We start from the raw sequence: 17,740 nt of genomic DNA, 5'->3' as shown, positions 1-17,740 counted from the left end.
TCCCATCCTCAATCGATGTGCGCGCCGGTCGATTTCACCAGGGCGCCCCAGCTCTCCGACTCCTTCGCGATCAGCGCCGCGAATTCCTCGGGCGTTCCGCCGCCTGGTTCCGCGCCCAGGTCCAGAAGCCGCTTGCGGATTTCCGGTTTCTCCATCGAACGCGCAACGGCTTCGTTGAGCTTGCGGATAATGGGCTGGGGCGTCGCCGCGGGCGCCATCAGCCCCTTCCATGCGGTCACGACAAAACCGGGCAGCCCCGATTCGGAAATCGTCGGTATATCCGGCGCGCCCGATGCGCGGCTTTCGCTGGCTACGCCGAGCGCCCGCAGGCGGCCTGACCGGACCTGGGGAAGCAAGGCCGGCATGTTGTCGATCATCACGGTGATCTGGCCGGCAATCAGGTCGTTCAATGCGGGGCCGCTGCCCTTGTACGGGATATGGGTCATCGTCGTGCCCGCCATGCGGTTGAACAACTCGCCCCCGAGATGCGCGGGCGTTCCGTTGCCGGGCGAGCCGAAGGAAACGCTGGTCGGATGGGCCTTGGCGTACGCAATGAATTCCTTGACGTTCTTCGCCGGCACCGCGGGGTTGATCGCCATCAGGTTGTGCTCGCGAGCCAGCAACGCCACGGGCGCCAGGTCCTTGAGCGGGTTGTAGGACATCTTGGTGTACAGGCTCGGATTCACCACGATGGGGCCGGTGGCGGCAAGGAGCAGCGTATAGCCGTCAGCGGGGGACTTCGCGACGTAATCGCCGGCGATGTTGCCGCCCGCGCCCGGACGGTTCTCGACGACCACCGTCTCTTTCAGCTCGCGCCGCAACTCGTCCGCAATCAACCTGCCGACCAGGTCGGCGGACCCGCCGGGCGCGAAGGGCACCACGATCTTGATGGGTCTCGTTGGATATTCGTCTTGCGCCACCGCGCTCATATGCACCGACGCCGCGCAGATCGCGAGCGCGGCGGAAATAAGGGTCTTGATCATTTTTTGTCTCCATCCCCACCGCGAAGCGACGTGCCTCCCGGTTCGGACTACGGAGAGTACGAAGGGGCGATGCGCCGATCCAGGTTTGTTTTAATATGTTGAACACGACGACGCCACCTCCCATCAAATGCAAGACCGTGATCCCCGCTTCGCGACGACGCTCGCGCATGGGCTCGATGTCGCCGAGGCATACGCCAATGGCCCGCAGGTGTTGAGCAATGGCGAACTCGCCCGGCGTACCGGCCTGTCCAAGGCCACGATTACCCGGATGACGACGACGCTGGCCACCCGCGGCCTGGTGGAGCAGCTTTCAGGGGGGCGAGGCCATCGGCTAGGCACCGCGACCCTGACGCTCGGCTACCCGCTGTTGGCGCAACTGCGCCTGCGCCGCCTGGCACGGCTGCCGATGAAGCATCTGGCGGAGTCCTTGCGCGCTTCCGTATCGCTCGGGGTCCGGGACCGCTTCCGGATGGTGTACGTGGAGACATTGCGCAGCAATGACCCCGTCAGCTTCCAGCCCGACGTCGGCGCGCCGCTCCCGATGCTGAAGACCGCGATGGGCCGGGCATGGCTGGCTTCGGCGCATGCACGGGAGCGTGCCGAGGTTAAGGCAGGCCTGCGGGCGGCCGAGGCCGTATCCGCGCAACGCGTGTCGGCGATCGTTCATCGCGCGGGCGAGCAACTGGCAACCCATGGCTTCTGCTGGTCCGAAGGCGATTGGTTGCCCGACGTGCACGCGGTGGCCGTGCCGCTGTCCATCGACGTGCTCGGGGAACGGATGGTGCTCAATTGCGGAATGGCGGCCCGGCGGTTGGGTCCGGCCGATCTACGCCGTGTCGTCGGCCCGCGGCTGCTTGCCCTCGCGGCCCGTATCGAAGCAGATTGGTCCGAGGCCAACGAGTCGCCGGACGAACCGCTTTCCCAGGCCGGCGAGGCGGTTCCGTTCGCGTGGCGCGAAAACCAATACCAAAGCAAGTGGCTGACGGACCCGAGGGATGGCACCTTCGCGCGAACGCTCGCGCTCGGCATCGACGTTCTGCAGTGTTTCGGTCCCAACGATGCCTACATAGGCACGCGGGAGCTTGCGCGCCGAACCGGGGCGCTGCCCTCGACGATTACCCGGATAACGTACACCCTTTGCGAGAGAGGATATCTGCGCCGGGATGCCGCCACCGGGCGTTACCGGCTCGGGGCGGCCACGCTGGCGTTGGCATATCCGATGCTGTCGAGCCTGCGGGTACGGCGTATCGCGCGCCCGCACATGCTTGCGCTATCCGAAAGACTGGGCGTAGCCGTTTCATTGGGACGCCGGCACGGAACCAGCATGGTCTACGTGGAGACGGCCTGGCGCACGGACGCGCGATTTCTGCCGCCCGACACGGGCGCGCCGATGCCCATGCTGCTCACGGCGATGGGACGCGCCTGGATCGCAAGCGCGGGCGAAGGAGAGCGCAACGATGTCCTGCGCCGTATCGGACTGGAGCAGCCCCAGGCCTACGCGCGATACGCCCGCGCCGCGTTGCAGTCCGCGCAGGCCTGCAAGCAGCAAGGCTGGTGCAGTTCGAACGATTTCCGCCCCGAGATCGTCGCGGTGGCCGTCCCCCTGGCCGTGCCGGTCGATGGCGTCTCGTATGTACTGAACTGCGGAATGCTCAAGGAGCGTTGTTCCACGCAAGCGCAGATAAAGGCGATCGCCACCGCCTTGAGAGGAATCGCCGCGCTTATTCAGAAGGAACTGGTGGGTGAATGAGCGTGCTCCTCGATCCTGCAAAGGCCTGCCGCCTTGGCGTGGCAGGCCTTGAGGATCAACGGTTGACCAGTTTCTTCGACAGCACCAGCGGCAGCAGGCAGCCGATCAGCAGCGAAGCCGCCAGCGTGTAGACGCCGATATTGGTCGAGTGGGTCTTGTCGACGATCCAGCCGATCACGTAGGGGCTGACGAAGCCCGCCAGGTTACCCGTGGAATTGACCACCGCCACGCCCGTCGCGACGGCCGCGCCGCTGAGGATGGCCGTGGGCAGGCACCAGAACTGGCTCAGCGTGGCCAGCACCCCCACCGTGGCGGCGGTAAGGGCGGCCATGGCCAGCGCGACGTTGCTATGCCCGACCTGCACCACGCAAAGCCAGCCGATGGTGCCGATGATGCCGGGCCAGACGATGTGCCAGCGGCGCTCGCGGTGCGCGTCGGAGCTATGGCCGACCCAGACCATCGCGATGGCCGCGATGGCGTAGGGCAGCACGGTCAGGATGCCGATGACGAGCGGGTCGCTCACGCCGGAGTCCTTGATGAGGGTGGGTAGCCAGAAGCCCACGCCGTACAGGCCCATGATGAAAAAGAAGTAGATGCCGCACAGCAGCCACACCTTCGGGTTGGTGAAGCCGTCGCGCAGCGAGTGCGAGGCGACCTGCCTGGCGTCATTGGTGACGTTGGTGCTCAGCACGTCCTTTTCTTCCTGCGTGAGCCATTTGGCCGTCTTGATGCCGTTGTCCAGGTAGCCGAGCACGAAGAAGCCGAGGATGAAGGAGGGCAGGGCTTCCAGAAGGAACAGCCATTGCCAGCCGGCCCAGCCGTTGACGCCGCCCATGGCGTGCAGGATCCAGCCGGAGATGGGACCGCCGATCACGCCGGCCAGCGGAATGCCCGTCATGAACATGGCGATGATCTTGCCGCGCCGCTGAGCCGGATACCAGTAGGTCAGGTGCAGGATGACGCCCGGGAACAGGCCGGCCTCGGCCAGGCCGAGCAGGAAGCGCAGGAGATAGAACATGCCGGGCGTGGTCACGAACATCATCGCCGCGGACACGATGGCCCAGGTGAACATGACGCGCGCGATCCAGATGCGCGCCCCGACCTTGTGCAGGATGATGTTGCTGGGCACCTCGAAGATGAAATACCCGATGAAGAAAATGCCGGCGCCCAGGCCGTAGACGGCTTCGCTGAAGTTCAGGTCCTGCAGCATCTGCAGCTTGGCGAAGCCGACGTTGACGCGGTCCAGATAGGCCACGATGTAGCAAAGCAGCAGGAAGGGCACCAGGCGCCAGGTGACCTTGGAATAGATGCGGTCCTCGTCGGACTTCGCGGTGCGCGCGTCCAGCGCGTCTGCGGAAACCGAGTTCATGGTTGTCTCCTCGTTTTTTGTAGGAATAGTTGTCGCGCCCCGCCGGTGGTCCGGCGGGGCGGCCGGGGCGTCGGCCGCGTCAGTCGAACATGTCGGGCTGGGTGTTGACCAGTTCGTTCCAGATGGTCTGGAAGTGCAGCCAGCCGATGTAGTCGCTGCCGACGTGTTCGCGGCTGTAGCGCGAGCGTTCCTCGGACACCAGGCGCGGCGTGATGCCGGCTGCGTCGAGCATCAACTGCTGTTGGCAGCAGCGTTCGAGCGCGATGAACCAGAACGCGGCGGCGTCGATGCTGTGCCGGCTGGCGGTGAGCAGGCCGTGGTTCTGGTGGATGGCGGCCTTCACGCCCTTGAAAGCGTGCGCGACCTTGTTGCCCGCCTTGACTTCCACGGCGACCTGGCCGGCCTCGTCGCCGATGACGACGTGGTCTTCGAAGAAGGCGGCGGCGTCCTGGCTGATGGGCGCGATAGGCTTGCCCAGCGCCGCGAAGGCGGTGCCGTAGAGCGTGTGCGCGTGGCACATGGCGACGATGTCGGGATGCATCTCGTGCACGGCCGCGTGCAGCACGAAGCCGGCGCGGTTGATCGCGTGGCGGCCTTCGACCACCTTGCCCTGGTGGTCGGCACAGATCAGGTTCGACACCTTCACCTGCGAGAAATGCACGGCCATGGGGTTGGTCCAGTACAGCTCGGGATGCTCGGGGTCGCGCACGGTCAGGTGGCCGGCGAAACCGTAGTCGAAGCCTTGCAGGGCGAAGGCGCGACAGGCGCCGACCAGATGTTCCTTGCGGTACTGCCGGTGCTCCGCGTGGTTCGGGAATTCGGGGATTTCAGGGAATATCAGCCCCTTCTGCTCGGGCTGGTAGATGGAAACGCGGTCGCCCAGGTCCAGGGCGGTCGCGGGGCGTTCCATGACTGCGGCCATGATTTGTCTCCTTGATGTAGGTCAAAGCACGGCCGATGGTCACATGGGCGTTTACCGATTGACAAACAAAGACTGTTCATGGAATTGTGAATGCCATTCAACTATTCGGGTAATCCAGTTATTTCGATTCATTCATGAGACGCCTGCCCAATTTCGTTTTGCTGAGGGCGTTCGAGGCCGCTGCCCGGTTGGAAAGTTTCACTCTCGCCGCACAGGAACTGCACCTGACGCCCTCGGCCATCAGCCATCAGATCAAGGAGCTCGAAGCGCACTTCGGGCTGGCGTTGTTCCTGCGGCGCAACCGTCGCGTCGAACTCACGCCCGCGGCCACGCGCCTGCTCGACAGCCTGACGCGCGTATTCAACGCCCTGGAGGCCGCCTGTGCGGAGGTGACGCTGTCGCCCAGCCAGGAAGTGCTGGCCGTGCATTGCTCGCCCAGCCTCGCGGTGAAGTGGCTGGGCCCGAAACTGAGCGACTTCACGCATGCCTGTCCCGGCGTCACCATCCGCTTGACGACCGGATCGGAAGCGCTGGATTTGAACCAGATACATGAGGTCGACGCGACGATCTCCTACGGCCGCGCGCTGGAACGGCCCGGGGTCGACGTGGTGTCGCTGGGCGAGGAGCCTACCGTGCCGCTGTGCGCGCCCGAGCTGCTGGCCGGCGCCGTGGACATCCGCCGGCTGTTGCGCGAGTCGGTGCTGATCGACTCTCCCCTGAGCCCGCTGAAATGGCGCGACTGGTTCGAGGCCAACAAGCTGCCGTTGCCGGAACGTCCGCGGCCGTCCTTCGACCGCGCGGCGATGGCGATCTCGGCGGCGGCCGACGGCATGGGCGTGGTGCTCGAAAGCACGCGTCTGGCCGCGCGGGAATTACGCCGCGGCGAACTGGTGGAAATCCGCGACGCGTCGCTGGTGCGGTTCCGGCGGCACACGCATTTCCTGTCGTGCCGGAAGAACGAACTCGGCCAGAAGAAGGTCGCGGCCTTCCGGGCGTGGCTGCTGGAAAAGGCCGCGCAGGATTGAGTCGCGGTGTTTCGTGCCGGGCCTGGATACCAATCCGCATTACGCCGCACGCGATCGGATCTCGTCCCGGCCAGTACGTATCCCGTATCTCTCGCCCCCCCTCAGCCGCCCGCCAGTTCATAGCCGGTGCTGCGCCCGCCGCCCGGCGACTTCTCCAGCACGCCCAGTTCGAGCAATTGCGTGATGTCGCGCAGCGCGGTGTCGGGCGAACACTTGGCGATGGCGGCCCACTTGCTGCTGGTGAGCTTGCCGTCGAAGCCGTCGAGCAGGCGGTTGAGCAGCTTTACCTGCCGCTCGTTTAGCGGCAGGCCCGCCCATCGTTGCCAGAACCGCGACTTGGCCAGCACGGCATCCAGCGTGGTCTGCGCACTGGCTACCGCGCTAGCCAGCGTATCGAGGAACCACGACAGCCAGCCGGTGACGTCCAGCGAGCCCTTCTGCGTGCGCTCCAGCATGTCGTAGTAGTTCTTGCGCTCGCGCTGGATTTGCGCCGATAGGCTATAGAAGCGTTGCGGGCTGCCGTCGGCACGAGAGAGAAACAGATCGCCCACGGCGCGGGCGATGCGTCCGTTGCCGTCGTCGAACGGATGCAGCGTCACGAACCACAGATGCGCCAGCCCGGCCTTGATGAGCATCGGCTCGTCGGTTTCCTCGCTGGCCCACGCCAGGAAGCGTGCCATCTCGACAGGCAGCACATCGGCGGGCGGCGCCTGGAAGTGAATCCTGTGTCGTCCCACCGGACCGGATACGACCTGCATCGGTCCGCCGGCATCGCCACGCCACTGACCCACGGCGATCTTGGTCATGCCCGAATAGCCGGTCGGGAACAGCGCTGCGTGCCAACCGAACAGGCGCTTCTCCGTCAGTGGGTCGGTGCCGCCGGAGGTGGCGTCGAGCACCATTTCGACCACGCCCTCGACGTGCCGGTCCACCGGCGCGACCGCGCCGATGTCCACGCCCAGGCGCCGGGCGATGGACGAGCGCACCGATACGACGTTCAACACCTCGCCCTCGATTTCGCTGGTCTTCACCACGTCCTCGGTCAACGCGGCCAGGCTGGCCTGGTCGCGCAGCGCCATGCCCACGTCGGCCAGACGGCCCAGCAGCACGCCTTGGGCACGGCTGGCCGCGGCCAACGGCCCGGCTAGCGCCGACAGGTCGTAGCGCCAGGCCGGCCAGTCGGGGGCTTGCCAGATATAGAGACTTTCTCCGCGATTCATGCGGAGATTAAACAGCCGATTCGCCGCAAGAGCAAGCTATTCTCCGCAGATTATACGGAGAATAGGGGCGTTATTCACCGCATTGACCTGGCCTGCGGTATCGAAACCGTAGCTCATTCAGCATGCGGCAAATTCCCGCCCTCTGGCCTCACGAACCCCGGTGCGCTTTGCGGGACGCGGCCTTGAATTCGTCCAGGAAGAACCGCAGGCCGCCCACCTGCTGCTCCAGATAACTCCCCGTTGCCATCGATTCCGGCGCGCGCTTGTCGCCGGTGGGTAGATACTCGTCCGAGAAGTCCGCCGTGCCGAACAGCATGTCCCAGAACGGAAAGACCGCGCCGTAGTTGCACGAGTTGCGGCCGGCCGCGCGCAGGCCGTGATGCAGCCGGTGAAAACGGGGCGACACCAGCAGCCTGTCGCCGAGCCAGCCGAACGAGAGCCTGATGTTCGCGTGGCTGAGGCTTTCGATAAAGCGCATGAACAGGAAGAGCAGGGGAAACTGCAGCGGCGGAACGCCGATGGCGAGTCCGACAACGCCGAACCACACGCCGGCGACGAGATCGTCCAGCAGGTGATTGCGGTCGTCGGACCAGAAGCTCATCTGCCGCTGTGCGTGATGCAGCGCGTGCAGCGCATACCAACTGCGGAACATATGGGATAGCCGATGCCGCCAATAGTCCGCGCAGTCGAGGATCAGCGCATAGCAGATGAAAGTGACGACCGGGTGCCCGAACAAGGGGGGAAAGATCGTCTCCAGCGTCGGCGGAATATAGCCCTGGCTCACGAGGAAACCGTTGACCCACACCTGCACCTGGTAGAACAGCAGGAAACTGAAGACCGGCAGCACGCCTACCCGGTTGAGGATGGTATAGAACGCATCGGTCAGCACGGCCTTGCGGTTTTCCCAGCGTTCGATCGGGAAAAAGGCCTCGAGCGGCCAGCACACGGCATATGTCGCGATCACGGCAAAAAAGCCGTATACGCAGATGAGCGCCCAGTCGAAAGAGAGTTCTTCCCACTGCATCCAGCCGAAGCGATAAAGCAACGGCAACACGAGATACTGATCGATCTCGCCGGCCACCATATTGAAGAATCTGTCGATGAAGGTCAGCATGGCGGGCTTGCTACAGGGTTTCGGCCGTGATGAGGCCGGAACGGTTCAGTTCGGTCGTGAGATAAATGCCGTGCGGAGAGCGGCCGACCGCGATCGTTTCGTAGTCGCCGCTGGCCGGATCGAGCACGGCAACCTGCTCCCGGAAACGCAGCGTGACCCACAGCTTGCCGTCCGGCGCGACGCCGATGTCGTCGGGACCCGACGCATGAAAAGGATAGGTGCGGCGCAGCGCGTAGGTATTGGGGTCGAGCGCGACGAGCGAGCCGCCGATGCGGTTGCTTACGTACAGCGTCTTGCCGTCCGGCGTGAGGAAAATATTGTGCGGGCCCACGCCGGTCTTGATCTTGCGCAGGATCTTGCCGTCCGCGGGATCGAGTTCGGCGACGTAGTCGGCCCCCATGACGCAGACCAGCAGTTTGCCGTTGTGGTACAGCACGCCGGCGGGCGTCGCGCCAACCTTCGACGTCCAGCGGACCGTCATATTGGCGAGGTCGAAGGCGACCACGCTGTCGGACTCCTGCATCGAACTGAAGCTGGTGCGCGAGTCCGGCGTGAAATCGAGATGGCTCGGCATTTTGCCGGCCTTGAAGCGTTTCACGAGCGTGAGGTCGTCGGCGCGATAGAAATCGACGTAGTTCAGGCGCAGCGCATTGACGACCAGGTAGCGATGGTCCGGACTGAAACCGAGTTGATAGGGGTCGGCGATCGTCTTGTGGCCGATCGCCGTGCCGTCGCGCGGATCCACGACGAACAGCGCGTTGCCGCTGGCGTCGGCGATATAGAGCTTGCTGCGATCGGGGGCCAGCGCCCAGTGGCTGGGCTCCCGCAGCGTCGGCAGCGTGCGCACGACTTTGTGCGTGGCCATGTCGATGACCGACACGCTCGCCTCGCCGGAATTCATGACGATGGCGAGTGCCGGGGCTGGCGCGGCCGCGGCGGCGAGGATGGGACGAAGCGAAAGCAACGGTGGCAGGCTCAAGCCCAGGGGGAGGGCAAGACCACGGCCAAGCCACTTACGACGGGAAGACTTCATTGGAATGTAAGGTCCGAAATGCGGAGTGATGCGCGCAAGGCAAAGGTTGCACGGCGCACCGTGCGCGGGAGAGACGTGTATACAAAAACTATAGTGTTTCAAGCTTTCAATCGGCCGACTAGGATCGTGGCCCACAGATCGCGGCCGACACCCGGCGAGCTTGTGCCGCCCTCGTGGGCGGCGGGAGCGTCTTCCGGGAAGCCGGCGGCCGGTGTGGACTCAGTGCGGACTGATTCTTGGATAGGAAAACCGCGGAACCGTTCACAACGATTCCATCGTGGCATTGCCTGGCCGTCCCGTGCCTTTTGTTGAATTGTGGCTGAAATTCGATAGAATCATATTAATTCTCATTCACATCGCCTCTTTTTGTCGGATATGAGGCAAAGGAAAGGCCTCATGGGCGCCGCGTCGGTCCCGCTTCCGCAACAACAAGTCGAAACGCTCTACACCAACCACCATGGTTGGTTGCAGGGGTGGCTGCGCTTTCGCCTGGGTGATGCGGCTGATGCGGCGGACCTGGCGCACGACACGTTCGTGCGGTTGATCACCCGCCCACGATGCTTCGAAAGCAGCCAGGAGGCCCGAAGCTACCTGAGGACCATCGCCTCCGGCCTGTGCATCGATCTCTGGCGCCACCGCGAAATCGAACGTGCCTGGCTGGAAACCTTGGCCGCGCGGCCCGAGGCGTATGCCCCCTCGGCCGAAGACCAGACGGCGGTGCTTCAGGCTCTGTATGAAATCGACGCCATGTTGCGCCATCTGCCGCCCAAGGCCGCTCGCGCCTTCGTCCTGGCGGTGGCGTGCGGCATGACGCATCAGGAAGTCGCACGCGAACTGGACGTGTCCTCGCGCATGGTCGGACACTATCTCACCCAGGCCATGCTCCATTGCATGCGGCTGGAAGCGCGCAACCTGGCCCAGGCCGGCGCCACCATCCCGTGAGCGTCCTGCTACACGCCGGCGCCGCCATGCCTTCGCACGAGGCGATGGAGCAGGCCGCCGCGTGGTTCTCGCTGCTGCACTCCGGAACGGTTATCGACGCCGACCGTGCGCGCTGGCAAGGCTGGCTGGCCAGCAGCGAGGACCACCGTGCCGCGTGGGCCGTCGTCGAGCGCGTCAGTCAACGCTTCCGGTCTCTGCAGGCCGATGCTTCGCCGCGCCAGGCCGCCGACGCGCTGCAACTGGCCAATCGCCGGCTCGCCCGGCGCCGCGTCGTGCTCGGCGTAGCCGCCATCGCCGGCGCGGGCAGCGCGCTTGGCTGGACGCTCTGGCGGCAACCCGGCGCGGTGGATGCCCTCTTGGCCTGGGCCGCGGATTACCGCACTGGTACCGGCGAGCGGCACGAAGTCCGTCTGGCCGACGGCACCCGGGTCTGGCTCGGAAGCGCCAGCGCTTTCGACCAGAACTACGGCGCCAGCCTGCGCCGGCTACGCTTGCGTGCCGGCGAAATCCTCATCCAGACCGCCGCGGAGGCGGCCCGCCCCTTCGTCGTCGATACGGCCCAAGGCCGCATGCGCGCGCTGGGCACGCGCTTCAATGTGCGGCTGGACGGAGAGGGCGGCACGCTATTGGCCGTCTACGAGGGCGCCGTCCAGATCACCCTGGCCGCGAGCGCCGGACGCGCCGCTGCAGGAAGCGCCGCCGCCGGAAACGCCACCATAGGCGCCGGCCAGCAGGTGCGTTTCACCGCCGACCGGCTGGAAGCGATCGTCCCCGCCGATCCCGCGCGCGAAGTCTGGTCTCGCGGCGTTCTTCTCGCGCAGGACATACCGCTGGGCCAGGTCGTCGCAGAACTATCCCGCTACCGCCACGGACACATGGCGGTGGCGCCCGACGTCGCAGGGCTTCCCGTTCTCGGCAGTTACCCGCTCGACGATGTGGACGGCGCCTTGGCCATGCTCCAGAAGTCGCTTCCCATCCGGATCCGTCGTCCTCTGCCCTGGTGGACGACGATCGAGGCGCGCGCTTCTTAGTGTCCTCCGGTGGTTACAAAATTCTATGGCGAAATCCGCCCAAGCCATTTCCACATTTTTTCCTTTCATCCGGTTTACCTGGTGAGATCGAAACAAGTCGGCGATCGGCAGGCAATGGCATGCCGCAAGGCGGGAATGGCGACGAGTCTCGGTCCGATGCTTCATTCGTTTGAACCGAGGAAGGTAAACATGTCTCGTCACCCAGCGCATGGCCGTTTCAGGTCGGCGCATCCCCCGCGCTTTATCCGCAGGTCCCCGCCGCTGGCCACGCACCTGCTGGTGGCCGGCGGCGTCGCCATCGGCGCCGGCTGGGCGGGCCACGCGTATGCGCAGCACGCCGCGTCCGCGCCGGCAACTCAGCCCGGCGCGGCGGCCGCCCGTAGCTACGATATTCCCGCCGGACCGCTGAACGCGGTGCTGATGCGCTTTCTTGCCGAATCGGGCGTGCTGCTTTCCGGCAGCACGGAACTCGCCCAAGGCAAGAACAGTTCCGGTGTGCAAGGCATCTTCACGCCCGAGGCCGCGCTCGCCGCGCTGCTGGCAGGCACTGGCCTGCAAGCCGTGCCGGATGCACGCGGGCGCTACCTGCTGCGGCCGGCGCCGGGAGGCGCGGAAGCGCCCACCGTGAGCACGCTGGAGGCCGTCACGGTCACGGCGCAAGCCGCCCGTGCGGATGGCCTGCCCGAAGCCTATGCGGGAGGGCAGGTGGCGCGTGGCGGTCGCGTGGGGTTGCTGGGCAACATGGACTTCATGGATACGCCTTTCAACCAGACCAGCTACACCGCCGAGCTGATGGAAAACCAGCAGGCGCAGATGATCGCCGATGTGTTGGTGGGGGACCCGTCGGTAAGGGATTCGGGACGCAAGTACGGCCAGGCGTCCAATGCCTTCTTCATTCGCGGCTTGCCGTTTAGCACGGCGGATGCTTCATTCAATGGCTTGCGCGGCATTTTCCCGATGTATCGGCAGCCCGTCGAGGCCCTGGAACGCATCGAAGTGCTCAAGGGGCCGAACGCATTGCTCAACAGCATGGGTGGCAGCATCGCGGGCGACATAAACCTCGTTCCCAAGCGAGCCGCCGATGAACCCCTGACCCGGTTGACTACCGGTTATATGTCCGACAGCCAGATCAATACCCATCTCGATGTGGGAAGGCGGTTTGGAGAGGACAATGCCTGGGGCATCCGCGTCAATGCCGTGTATCGCAATGGCGACACGCCGATCGATCAGCAGGGCGGCCACCTCGGCATGGGCGCCGTCGCCCTGGACTATCGGGGCGAGCGGTTGCGCCTGTCTCTGGACCTGCTGCATCAGAAGGCCAGGCTGCGCAATATCTCTCCCTTTTCATTTTCTTTCGCCACGGCCGATATTCCGGACGCGCCCCGGTCCAGCAACGCCGTCTTGCTGGGCGGCGAGGCCGAGCACGAGGAATCGTCGGCCGCCTTCCGCGCCGAATACGATTTCAGCGATGCCGTGTCCGCCTACGTGGCGGCGGGACATCTGCGGCAGCGTTCGGACGTGGTCACCACCCAGATCGCGAATGTCATGCCGAACGGCGACTACCGGGGCACGCTGGCCTCCGATGCCTATGGCATGGACAACACCAACATCCAGGTGGGCACGCAGATCCGTTTTGCCACGGGCCCGGTGCAGCACAAACTGGCGCTGACCGCCGATCGGTTCCATCAGCGCAACCTGCAACGTTCCGGCGGACGAAGCATCAGCGGCCCTACGGTTTCGGGAAATATCTACGAACCCACGACCGGGCGGTTGCCTGCCCAACTCCGGACAGGTACGTGGGGCGATCTTTCCACTGTCGACAGGCAGAGCGTCGCCGTTGCCGATACGCTTTCATTCATGGAAGACCGGCTCAACGTCATCGCGGGCGTCCGCAAGCAATATGTCGAGCAAGAAGTCCTGACCACTGGCGTTGACTATAAAGACGACGCCTTGACGCCCATGGTCGGACTGGTGGTCAAACCTCTTTCCGATCTTTCGTTGTATGCCAATTACATCGAAGGGCTGCTGCAGGGCTCTGTCGTCAATGACCCGACCTCGCCCGACAACGGCACTGTCTTTCCCCCTTATAAGACCAGGCAATACGAAGTGGGGGTCAAGAAGGATTTCGGCGACTTTGCGACGACCATAAGCCTGTTCGAGATCAAGCAGCCGAGCCAGATCGTGGACCCGGCCACACGGGAATACAGCCGGGACGGCAAACAGAGAAATCGCGGCATTGAATGGAATGTCTTCGGCCAATTGACGCCGCGCTTGAGCATGATGGGCGGCGTGAGCTACATCGATGCCAAGCTGACCAACACCGCTGGCGGGACGAATAATGGCAATCGCGCTCCGGGGGTGCCTAAATTGCAAGCCAATCTGGGCCTCGATTGGGCCGTGCCGGGGGTGCCGGGCCTGACGGTCGGCGGTCGGGTCATACGAACGGGCAACGCCTATCTCGACGCCGCCAATACCCAGCAAGTCAGCGGCTGGACGCGCTTCGACCTGGGGGCGCGCTACACCACCCGCATCGCCGGCAAGGCTGTCACCTTTCGCGGCAACGTCGAAAACGTATTCAACAAAGACTACTGGATTGCCGTCAACGGTGGCGCGGTGATGAGCTCGCCGCGCACGTTCATGCTGTCGGCCTCGGTGGATTTCTGAATAAGCCTGCCTTTCGCTACGCCGCGAGCGACGGCAGCCATCTTCCTTGATAGATAAATGGAGAACACAATGATCCGCAAGACTTTCCTTCTACTGAGCCTGGCCACCCTCGCCGCAACGGCAAACGCGCACCAGATCTGGCTCGAACAGCCCGCCAAGGGCAACGCCGTGATCCGGTTCGGCGAATTCGGGGAGAACCTGCGCGAAGCCTCTCCCGGTCTGCTGGACAAATTCGGCAAACCCACTGCCACGCTGCTTTCTGCCCAGGGCAAGGACACGAGCGCCGACGGCAGCAAGACCGCCAGCGGCTTCGCGCTGCCCTTCGCCGCCAAGACGGGCCAATCCATCGTGGCCGAAGACGCGAATTTCCCGCTGCGCAAGTTCAAGCAGGGCGATAAGGAAGTGACGAGCTGGTTTTACCCCGCCGCGCGCCTGATCACCGGCTTCGCCGAGCAGTCCCCGAAACTGACGCTCGACCTGGTGCCCACCGGCCAACCGGGCGAATTCAGGCTCACCTTCAAGGGGCAGCCGCTGCCCAGGACCAAGGTCGTCCTCCTCACCCAATCAGGTTGGGGAAAGGAAGGCCACACCGATGAACAGGGTTTGGTGAAGTTCGATATGCCCTGGAAGGGGCAGTACGTTGCGGAGGCGATGCATATCGAGCGCGTGCCGGGCGAGCGTGCCGGGGAGAAGTATGACGGCATCAATCATGTGACCACGCTCACCTACGTGAAGCCCGCCGGCGTGCCACCGATTCCCGCTGGCCCGGCGGCAACGCCGAACAAGTGAATACGGTGTTCGTCAAGGCGCGCCGGATGCTCGGCGCGGGGCCGCTCGTCGCGCGCATCGTGGCTGCCCTGTTTGGCGGCTACGGGCTGGCGGCGCTGACCAGCGTGGCGGCCGTGGTCCTGCCGATCGATCGCACCCAGGCCGTATTCGCCGGCATGCTGCTTAGCTTCCTGGTCTACACGCTGGCGGTCGTCTGGGTCTTCGCGGTGCGCTCGGCCACGCGCGCCTGGGTGGGGCTGCTGGTGGCCGCGTTGCCGCTGGGGCTGGCGGCCTGGTCCGTCTGGAACGCGGGAGTCCCCTCATGACCTCTCATGGCGATTCCAAGGCAGGCAAGGCAGGGCCGCAGCCGCGCGGCATCCGCCAGACGATGTCCGATCTGCACATCTGGGCGGGTCTGCTGGCGGGCTGGATCCTCTACGCCATGTTTTTCACGGGCACCGTGGCCTACTTCCGCGACGAGATGTCGCAATGGATGCGTCCCGAGCTGCCCGCGCAACGGCACGTGCCGGACGCGGCCGAGGTGGCGCAACGCATCGTGGGCGCGTTCGCCACGCTGGCGCCTGCCAGCCCGACGTGGAATATCGGCCTGCCGGATGAACGCAACAATGTGGTGAACGTCTTTTGGCTCGATCCGAATGTGCCCGGCCGTGCCGGCTTCAGGACCGCGGTATTGAACCCGTCCACGGGACAGAAGCTGAATGCCCGCGACACCGAGGGCGGCGATTTTTTCTACCGCTTCCATTTTCAGTTCCACTACATGAAGCCGCTATGGGGCCGCTGGATCGCGGGCTTTTGCGCCATGTTCATGCTGGTGGCCATCGTCAGCGGGGTGATTACGCACAAGAAGATATTCATCGACTTCTTCACCTTCCGCTGGGGCAAGGGGCAGCGGAGCTGGCTGGATGCACATAACGCGCTCTCCGTTTTCGGACTGCCCTTTCACCTGATGATCACCTATAGCGGGTTGATTACGCTGATGCTGCTGTACATGCCGTGGGGGGCCGACGCGGCTTTCAAGCAGCGCCAGGCGCTGACCGCCGAGATGAGCGCGCGTATCCCGCCCGGCAAGCCCAGCGGGCACAAGGCGGATCTGGCATCGGTGGCCGATATGGTGCGCCAGGCCCAGGCGCGCTGGGGCCGCGACAACGTCGGCCGCGTGATCGTCAACCACCCTGGCGACGCGGCGGCCCGGGTGGCCGTGTTGCGCGGCGACTTCGAACGCGCATCGGTCAGCCCGCAGTACATGCTGTTCGACGGCGCCAGCGGCGAGCTGCTCCAGACCAGGGACAAGGTGGGCGCAATGGCCGAGACGCGCGGGGTGTTGTATGCGTTGCACATGGGGCGCTTTGCCGACGCCACGGTGCGCTGGCTGTACTTTTTGGTAAGCCTGGCGGGGACGGCGATGGTCGGCACCGGGCTGGTGTTGTGGACCGTCAAGCGACGGGCCAGGCTGCCCGACCCCGACAAGCCCTATTTCGGCTTCCGGTTGGTGGAACGCTTGAACATCGCGTCGATCGCGGGGCTGTCCGTCGCGGCGGCGTCCTTGCTGTGGGCCAACCGCTTGTTGGCGCCGCATCTGGCCAAGCGCGCCGACTGGGAGATCCATGTGTTCTTCATCGCCTGGGGGCTGGCCTTGGCGTGGGCGCTGCTGCGGCCCGCAAAGCGGGCCTGGGTCGAACTGCTGTGGGCCGCCGCCGGGCTGCTGGCATTGCTGCCCGTGGTGAGCGCGGTGACGACGAGCCGGCCCCTGTGGCGTAGCGTGGCGCAGGGCGACTGGGTATTCGCGGGCTTCGAACTGACCCTGTGGGCGCTGGCCGCCCTGCATGCCATGCTGGCGTTGCGCACCCTGCGCCACCGGCCCAGGACGAAACCGGCGCGGCCGGTGTCCAAGTCCGCCAGCGCGCCAGCGGCCGGCGATCCCGCTTCTGGCCAGGTGCCCGGGACGTCCCCGCGATGAGCCATGCCCTGACAGCCCTGGTGTCGCTGATCGCCTTTGCGTTGTTGGCATTGGCGATGGACCGGCATCAGCAGAACCTGTTCAGCCGCGAACTGGGCGCGGGCCCGAGCAGCCTGTTGCGCATCGGTGGGTGGGGGGCGCTCGCCGCCTCGCTCGCCATCGCCGTCCATGCCCAAGGCTGGTCGCTGGGGTTGGTGGCCTGGTGCGGGCACATCGGCCTGGGCGCCGGACTGGTCCTCCTGGCGCTGATCGCGTGGGAGCGGTTCAAGGCGCGCTGAGCGGCAGCGGATGCAGCGTTCCCAGGCAGAATATTTGTCGAAATGAGAACTGTTTGCAATAATTGCAACTCCGCCCAGCGCACTTTCCATCGCCATGTCCCGTCGCCGCTCTTCCGAACATGGATGGCTCGCCTATTACGGCGAGTTGCTCGGCCTGTGGACCACGCGTTCCCGGCACTCCCATTCGGATCGCGAGGACGCCGTGCACGACGCGGTGCTCAGCATGCTGGAAAATGGCGTCGGCGCGGTCAAGGATCTCCGTGCATACCTGGGCCGGGCCTCCCACAATAAATTGGTGGACATCCATCGCCGCCGCAGCGTGATCGAGACCGTTACCCTGGATGAACTGGCCGAGCACGAACATCCGCACGGGACCGACGCGGAGGCAACCGTCCGTGCCTCGCTGCTCAATGATGCGCTTCAGCGAGCCCTGGAAGAACTGCCGCTCAAATGCCGCCAGGTGTTTATCTGGAACAAGATCGAAGGGCGCACGCAAGAGGAAATCGCGTTGACGATGGGGCTGTCCCAGAGCATGGTGGAGAAGTATATGAAGCGGGCGTTGGATCACCTGTATGATCGTTTGCAGAATTACGCCTCTCATTGATTCCGGATTTCCTGCCAGCGAAACGTCAAGCGTATGAAAGGACCGTTTGTTTCCTGCCA

General features: G+C 64.8%; 16 protein-coding genes. 10 read left to right on the top strand and 6 right to left on the bottom strand.

Annotated features, from left to right (window positions below; genetic code table 11):
• Positions 1-8 precede the first annotated feature (8 nt).
• Positions 9-983 carry a Bug family tripartite tricarboxylate transporter substrate binding protein gene (locus CAL29_RS28630; RefSeq protein WP_094856263.1) on the bottom strand — a complete coding sequence of 325 codons (975 nt, stop codon included), beginning with the start codon at positions 981-983 and terminating at the stop codon, positions 9-11.
• A 127-nt stretch (positions 984-1,110) separates the two neighbouring features.
• Between CAL29_RS28630 and CAL29_RS32230 the strand changes: the two genes are divergently transcribed.
• A complete protein-coding gene (locus CAL29_RS32230) occupies positions 1,111-2,733 on the top strand; it encodes an IclR family transcriptional regulator (protein ID WP_094856262.1) in 1,623 nt (540 codons plus the stop codon).
• Between the two features lie 55 nt (positions 2,734-2,788).
• Here CAL29_RS32230 and CAL29_RS28620 read toward each other — a convergent pair whose 3' ends face one another.
• Complete coding sequence (locus CAL29_RS28620; protein WP_094856261.1) at positions 2,789-4,102, bottom strand: MFS transporter; 1,314 nt, start codon at positions 4,100-4,102, stop codon at positions 2,789-2,791.
• A gap of 79 nt (positions 4,103-4,181) precedes the next feature.
• Entirely contained in the window at positions 4,182-5,024 is an 843-nt protein-coding gene (locus CAL29_RS28615; RefSeq protein WP_094856260.1) for a class II aldolase/adducin family protein, read from the bottom strand.
• 134 nt (positions 5,025-5,158) lie between these two features.
• On the opposite strand from CAL29_RS28615, the gene CAL29_RS28610 reads away from it, so the two are divergent.
• Entirely contained in the window at positions 5,159-6,049 is an 891-nt protein-coding gene (locus CAL29_RS28610; RefSeq protein ID WP_094856259.1) for a LysR substrate-binding domain-containing protein, read from the top strand.
• A gap of 101 nt (positions 6,050-6,150) precedes the next feature.
• Here CAL29_RS28610 and CAL29_RS28605 read toward each other — a convergent pair whose 3' ends face one another.
• The 3 genes from CAL29_RS28605 to CAL29_RS28595 form a co-directional block, all read right to left on the bottom strand.
• On the bottom strand, positions 6,151-7,269 hold the full coding sequence (locus tag CAL29_RS28605; protein WP_094856258.1) for a Fic family protein: 1,119 nt from the start codon (positions 7,267-7,269) through the stop codon (positions 6,151-6,153).
• A gap of 148 nt (positions 7,270-7,417) precedes the next feature.
• Positions 7,418-8,383: a sterol desaturase family protein gene (locus CAL29_RS28600; RefSeq protein ID WP_094856257.1), complete on the bottom strand. Its 966-nt coding sequence runs from the start codon at positions 8,381-8,383 to the stop codon at positions 7,418-7,420.
• A 10-nt stretch (positions 8,384-8,393) separates the two neighbouring features.
• On the bottom strand, positions 8,394-9,347 hold the full coding sequence (locus CAL29_RS28595) for a YncE family protein (RefSeq protein ID WP_256977785.1): 954 nt from the start codon (positions 9,345-9,347) through the stop codon (positions 8,394-8,396).
• 465 nt (positions 9,348-9,812) lie between these two features.
• Between CAL29_RS28595 and CAL29_RS28590 the strand changes: the two genes are divergently transcribed.
• The 8 genes from CAL29_RS28590 to CAL29_RS28555 all read left to right on the top strand — a co-directional run bounded on the left by CAL29_RS28590 (position 9,813) and on the right by CAL29_RS28555 (position 17,681).
• Complete coding sequence (locus tag CAL29_RS28590; protein WP_094856255.1) at positions 9,813-10,358, top strand: sigma-70 family RNA polymerase sigma factor; 546 nt, start codon at positions 9,813-9,815, stop codon at positions 10,356-10,358.
• A gap of 26 nt (positions 10,359-10,384) precedes the next feature.
• Positions 10,385-11,389, top strand: a complete 1,005-nt coding sequence (locus tag CAL29_RS28585) for a FecR domain-containing protein (protein ID WP_256977784.1) — start codon at positions 10,385-10,387, stop codon at positions 11,387-11,389.
• Positions 11,390-11,578: 189 nt separating this feature from the next.
• Positions 11,579-14,053, top strand: a complete 2,475-nt coding sequence (locus CAL29_RS28580; protein ID WP_179284210.1) for a TonB-dependent receptor — start codon at positions 11,579-11,581, stop codon at positions 14,051-14,053.
• A gap of 72 nt (positions 14,054-14,125) precedes the next feature.
• A complete protein-coding gene (locus tag CAL29_RS28575; RefSeq protein ID WP_094856967.1) occupies positions 14,126-14,842 on the top strand; it encodes a DUF4198 domain-containing protein in 717 nt (238 codons plus the stop codon).
• Positions 14,843-14,868: 26 nt separating this feature from the next.
• Complete coding sequence (locus tag CAL29_RS28570) at positions 14,869-15,147, top strand: DUF3649 domain-containing protein (RefSeq protein ID WP_094856966.1); 279 nt, start codon at positions 14,869-14,871, stop codon at positions 15,145-15,147.
• Positions 15,144-16,799 carry a PepSY-associated TM helix domain-containing protein gene (locus CAL29_RS28565; protein ID WP_094856253.1) on the top strand — a complete coding sequence of 552 codons (1,656 nt, stop codon included), beginning with the start codon at positions 15,144-15,146 and terminating at the stop codon, positions 16,797-16,799. The genes CAL29_RS28570 and CAL29_RS28565 overlap by 4 nt, the downstream gene beginning before the upstream one ends.
• Positions 16,796-17,077, top strand: coding sequence for a DUF3325 domain-containing protein (locus CAL29_RS28560; protein WP_094856252.1), 282 nt, complete (start codon positions 16,796-16,798; stop codon positions 17,075-17,077). The genes CAL29_RS28565 and CAL29_RS28560 overlap by 4 nt, the downstream gene beginning before the upstream one ends.
• Before the next feature lie 94 nt (positions 17,078-17,171).
• Complete coding sequence (locus tag CAL29_RS28555; RefSeq protein WP_094856251.1) at positions 17,172-17,681, top strand: RNA polymerase sigma factor; 510 nt, start codon at positions 17,172-17,174, stop codon at positions 17,679-17,681.
• The last annotated feature ends 59 nt before the right edge of the window (positions 17,682-17,740 follow it).

Source organism: Bordetella genomosp. 10 (assembly GCF_002261225.1).
Lineage (GTDB): Bacteria > Pseudomonadota > Gammaproteobacteria > Burkholderiales > Burkholderiaceae_B > Bordetella_C.
Note: the sequence above shows the minus strand (reverse complement) of the source record. Positions and strands in the feature narration are given on the sequence as shown.

Coding starts and splice junctions, on each gene's coding strand:
- CAL29_RS28555 (WP_094856251.1), top strand. CDS start 17,172: ATGTCCCGTCGCCGCTCTTCCGAACATGGATGGCTCGCCTATTACGGC.
- CAL29_RS28605 (WP_094856258.1), bottom strand. CDS start 7,269: ATGAATCGCGGAGAAAGTCTCTATATCTGGCAAGCCCCCGACTGGCCG.
- CAL29_RS28630 (WP_094856263.1), bottom strand. CDS start 983: ATGATCAAGACCCTTATTTCCGCCGCGCTCGCGATCTGCGCGGCGTCG.
- CAL29_RS28615 (WP_094856260.1), bottom strand. CDS start 5,024: ATGGCCGCAGTCATGGAACGCCCCGCGACCGCCCTGGACCTGGGCGAC.
- CAL29_RS28580 (WP_179284210.1), top strand. CDS start 11,579: ATGTCTCGTCACCCAGCGCATGGCCGTTTCAGGTCGGCGCATCCCCCG.
- CAL29_RS28620 (WP_094856261.1), bottom strand. CDS start 4,102: ATGAACTCGGTTTCCGCAGACGCGCTGGACGCGCGCACCGCGAAGTCC.
- CAL29_RS28610 (WP_094856259.1), top strand. CDS start 5,159: ATGAGACGCCTGCCCAATTTCGTTTTGCTGAGGGCGTTCGAGGCCGCT.
- CAL29_RS28570 (WP_094856966.1), top strand. CDS start 14,869: ATGCTCGGCGCGGGGCCGCTCGTCGCGCGCATCGTGGCTGCCCTGTTT.
- CAL29_RS28590 (WP_094856255.1), top strand. CDS start 9,813: ATGGGCGCCGCGTCGGTCCCGCTTCCGCAACAACAAGTCGAAACGCTC.
- CAL29_RS28560 (WP_094856252.1), top strand. CDS start 16,796: ATGAGCCATGCCCTGACAGCCCTGGTGTCGCTGATCGCCTTTGCGTTG.
- CAL29_RS32230 (WP_094856262.1), top strand. CDS start 1,111: ATGCAAGACCGTGATCCCCGCTTCGCGACGACGCTCGCGCATGGGCTC.
- CAL29_RS28565 (WP_094856253.1), top strand. CDS start 15,144: ATGACCTCTCATGGCGATTCCAAGGCAGGCAAGGCAGGGCCGCAGCCG.
- CAL29_RS28600 (WP_094856257.1), bottom strand. CDS start 8,383: ATGCTGACCTTCATCGACAGATTCTTCAATATGGTGGCCGGCGAGATC.
- CAL29_RS28585 (WP_256977784.1), top strand. CDS start 10,385: ATGCCTTCGCACGAGGCGATGGAGCAGGCCGCCGCGTGGTTCTCGCTG.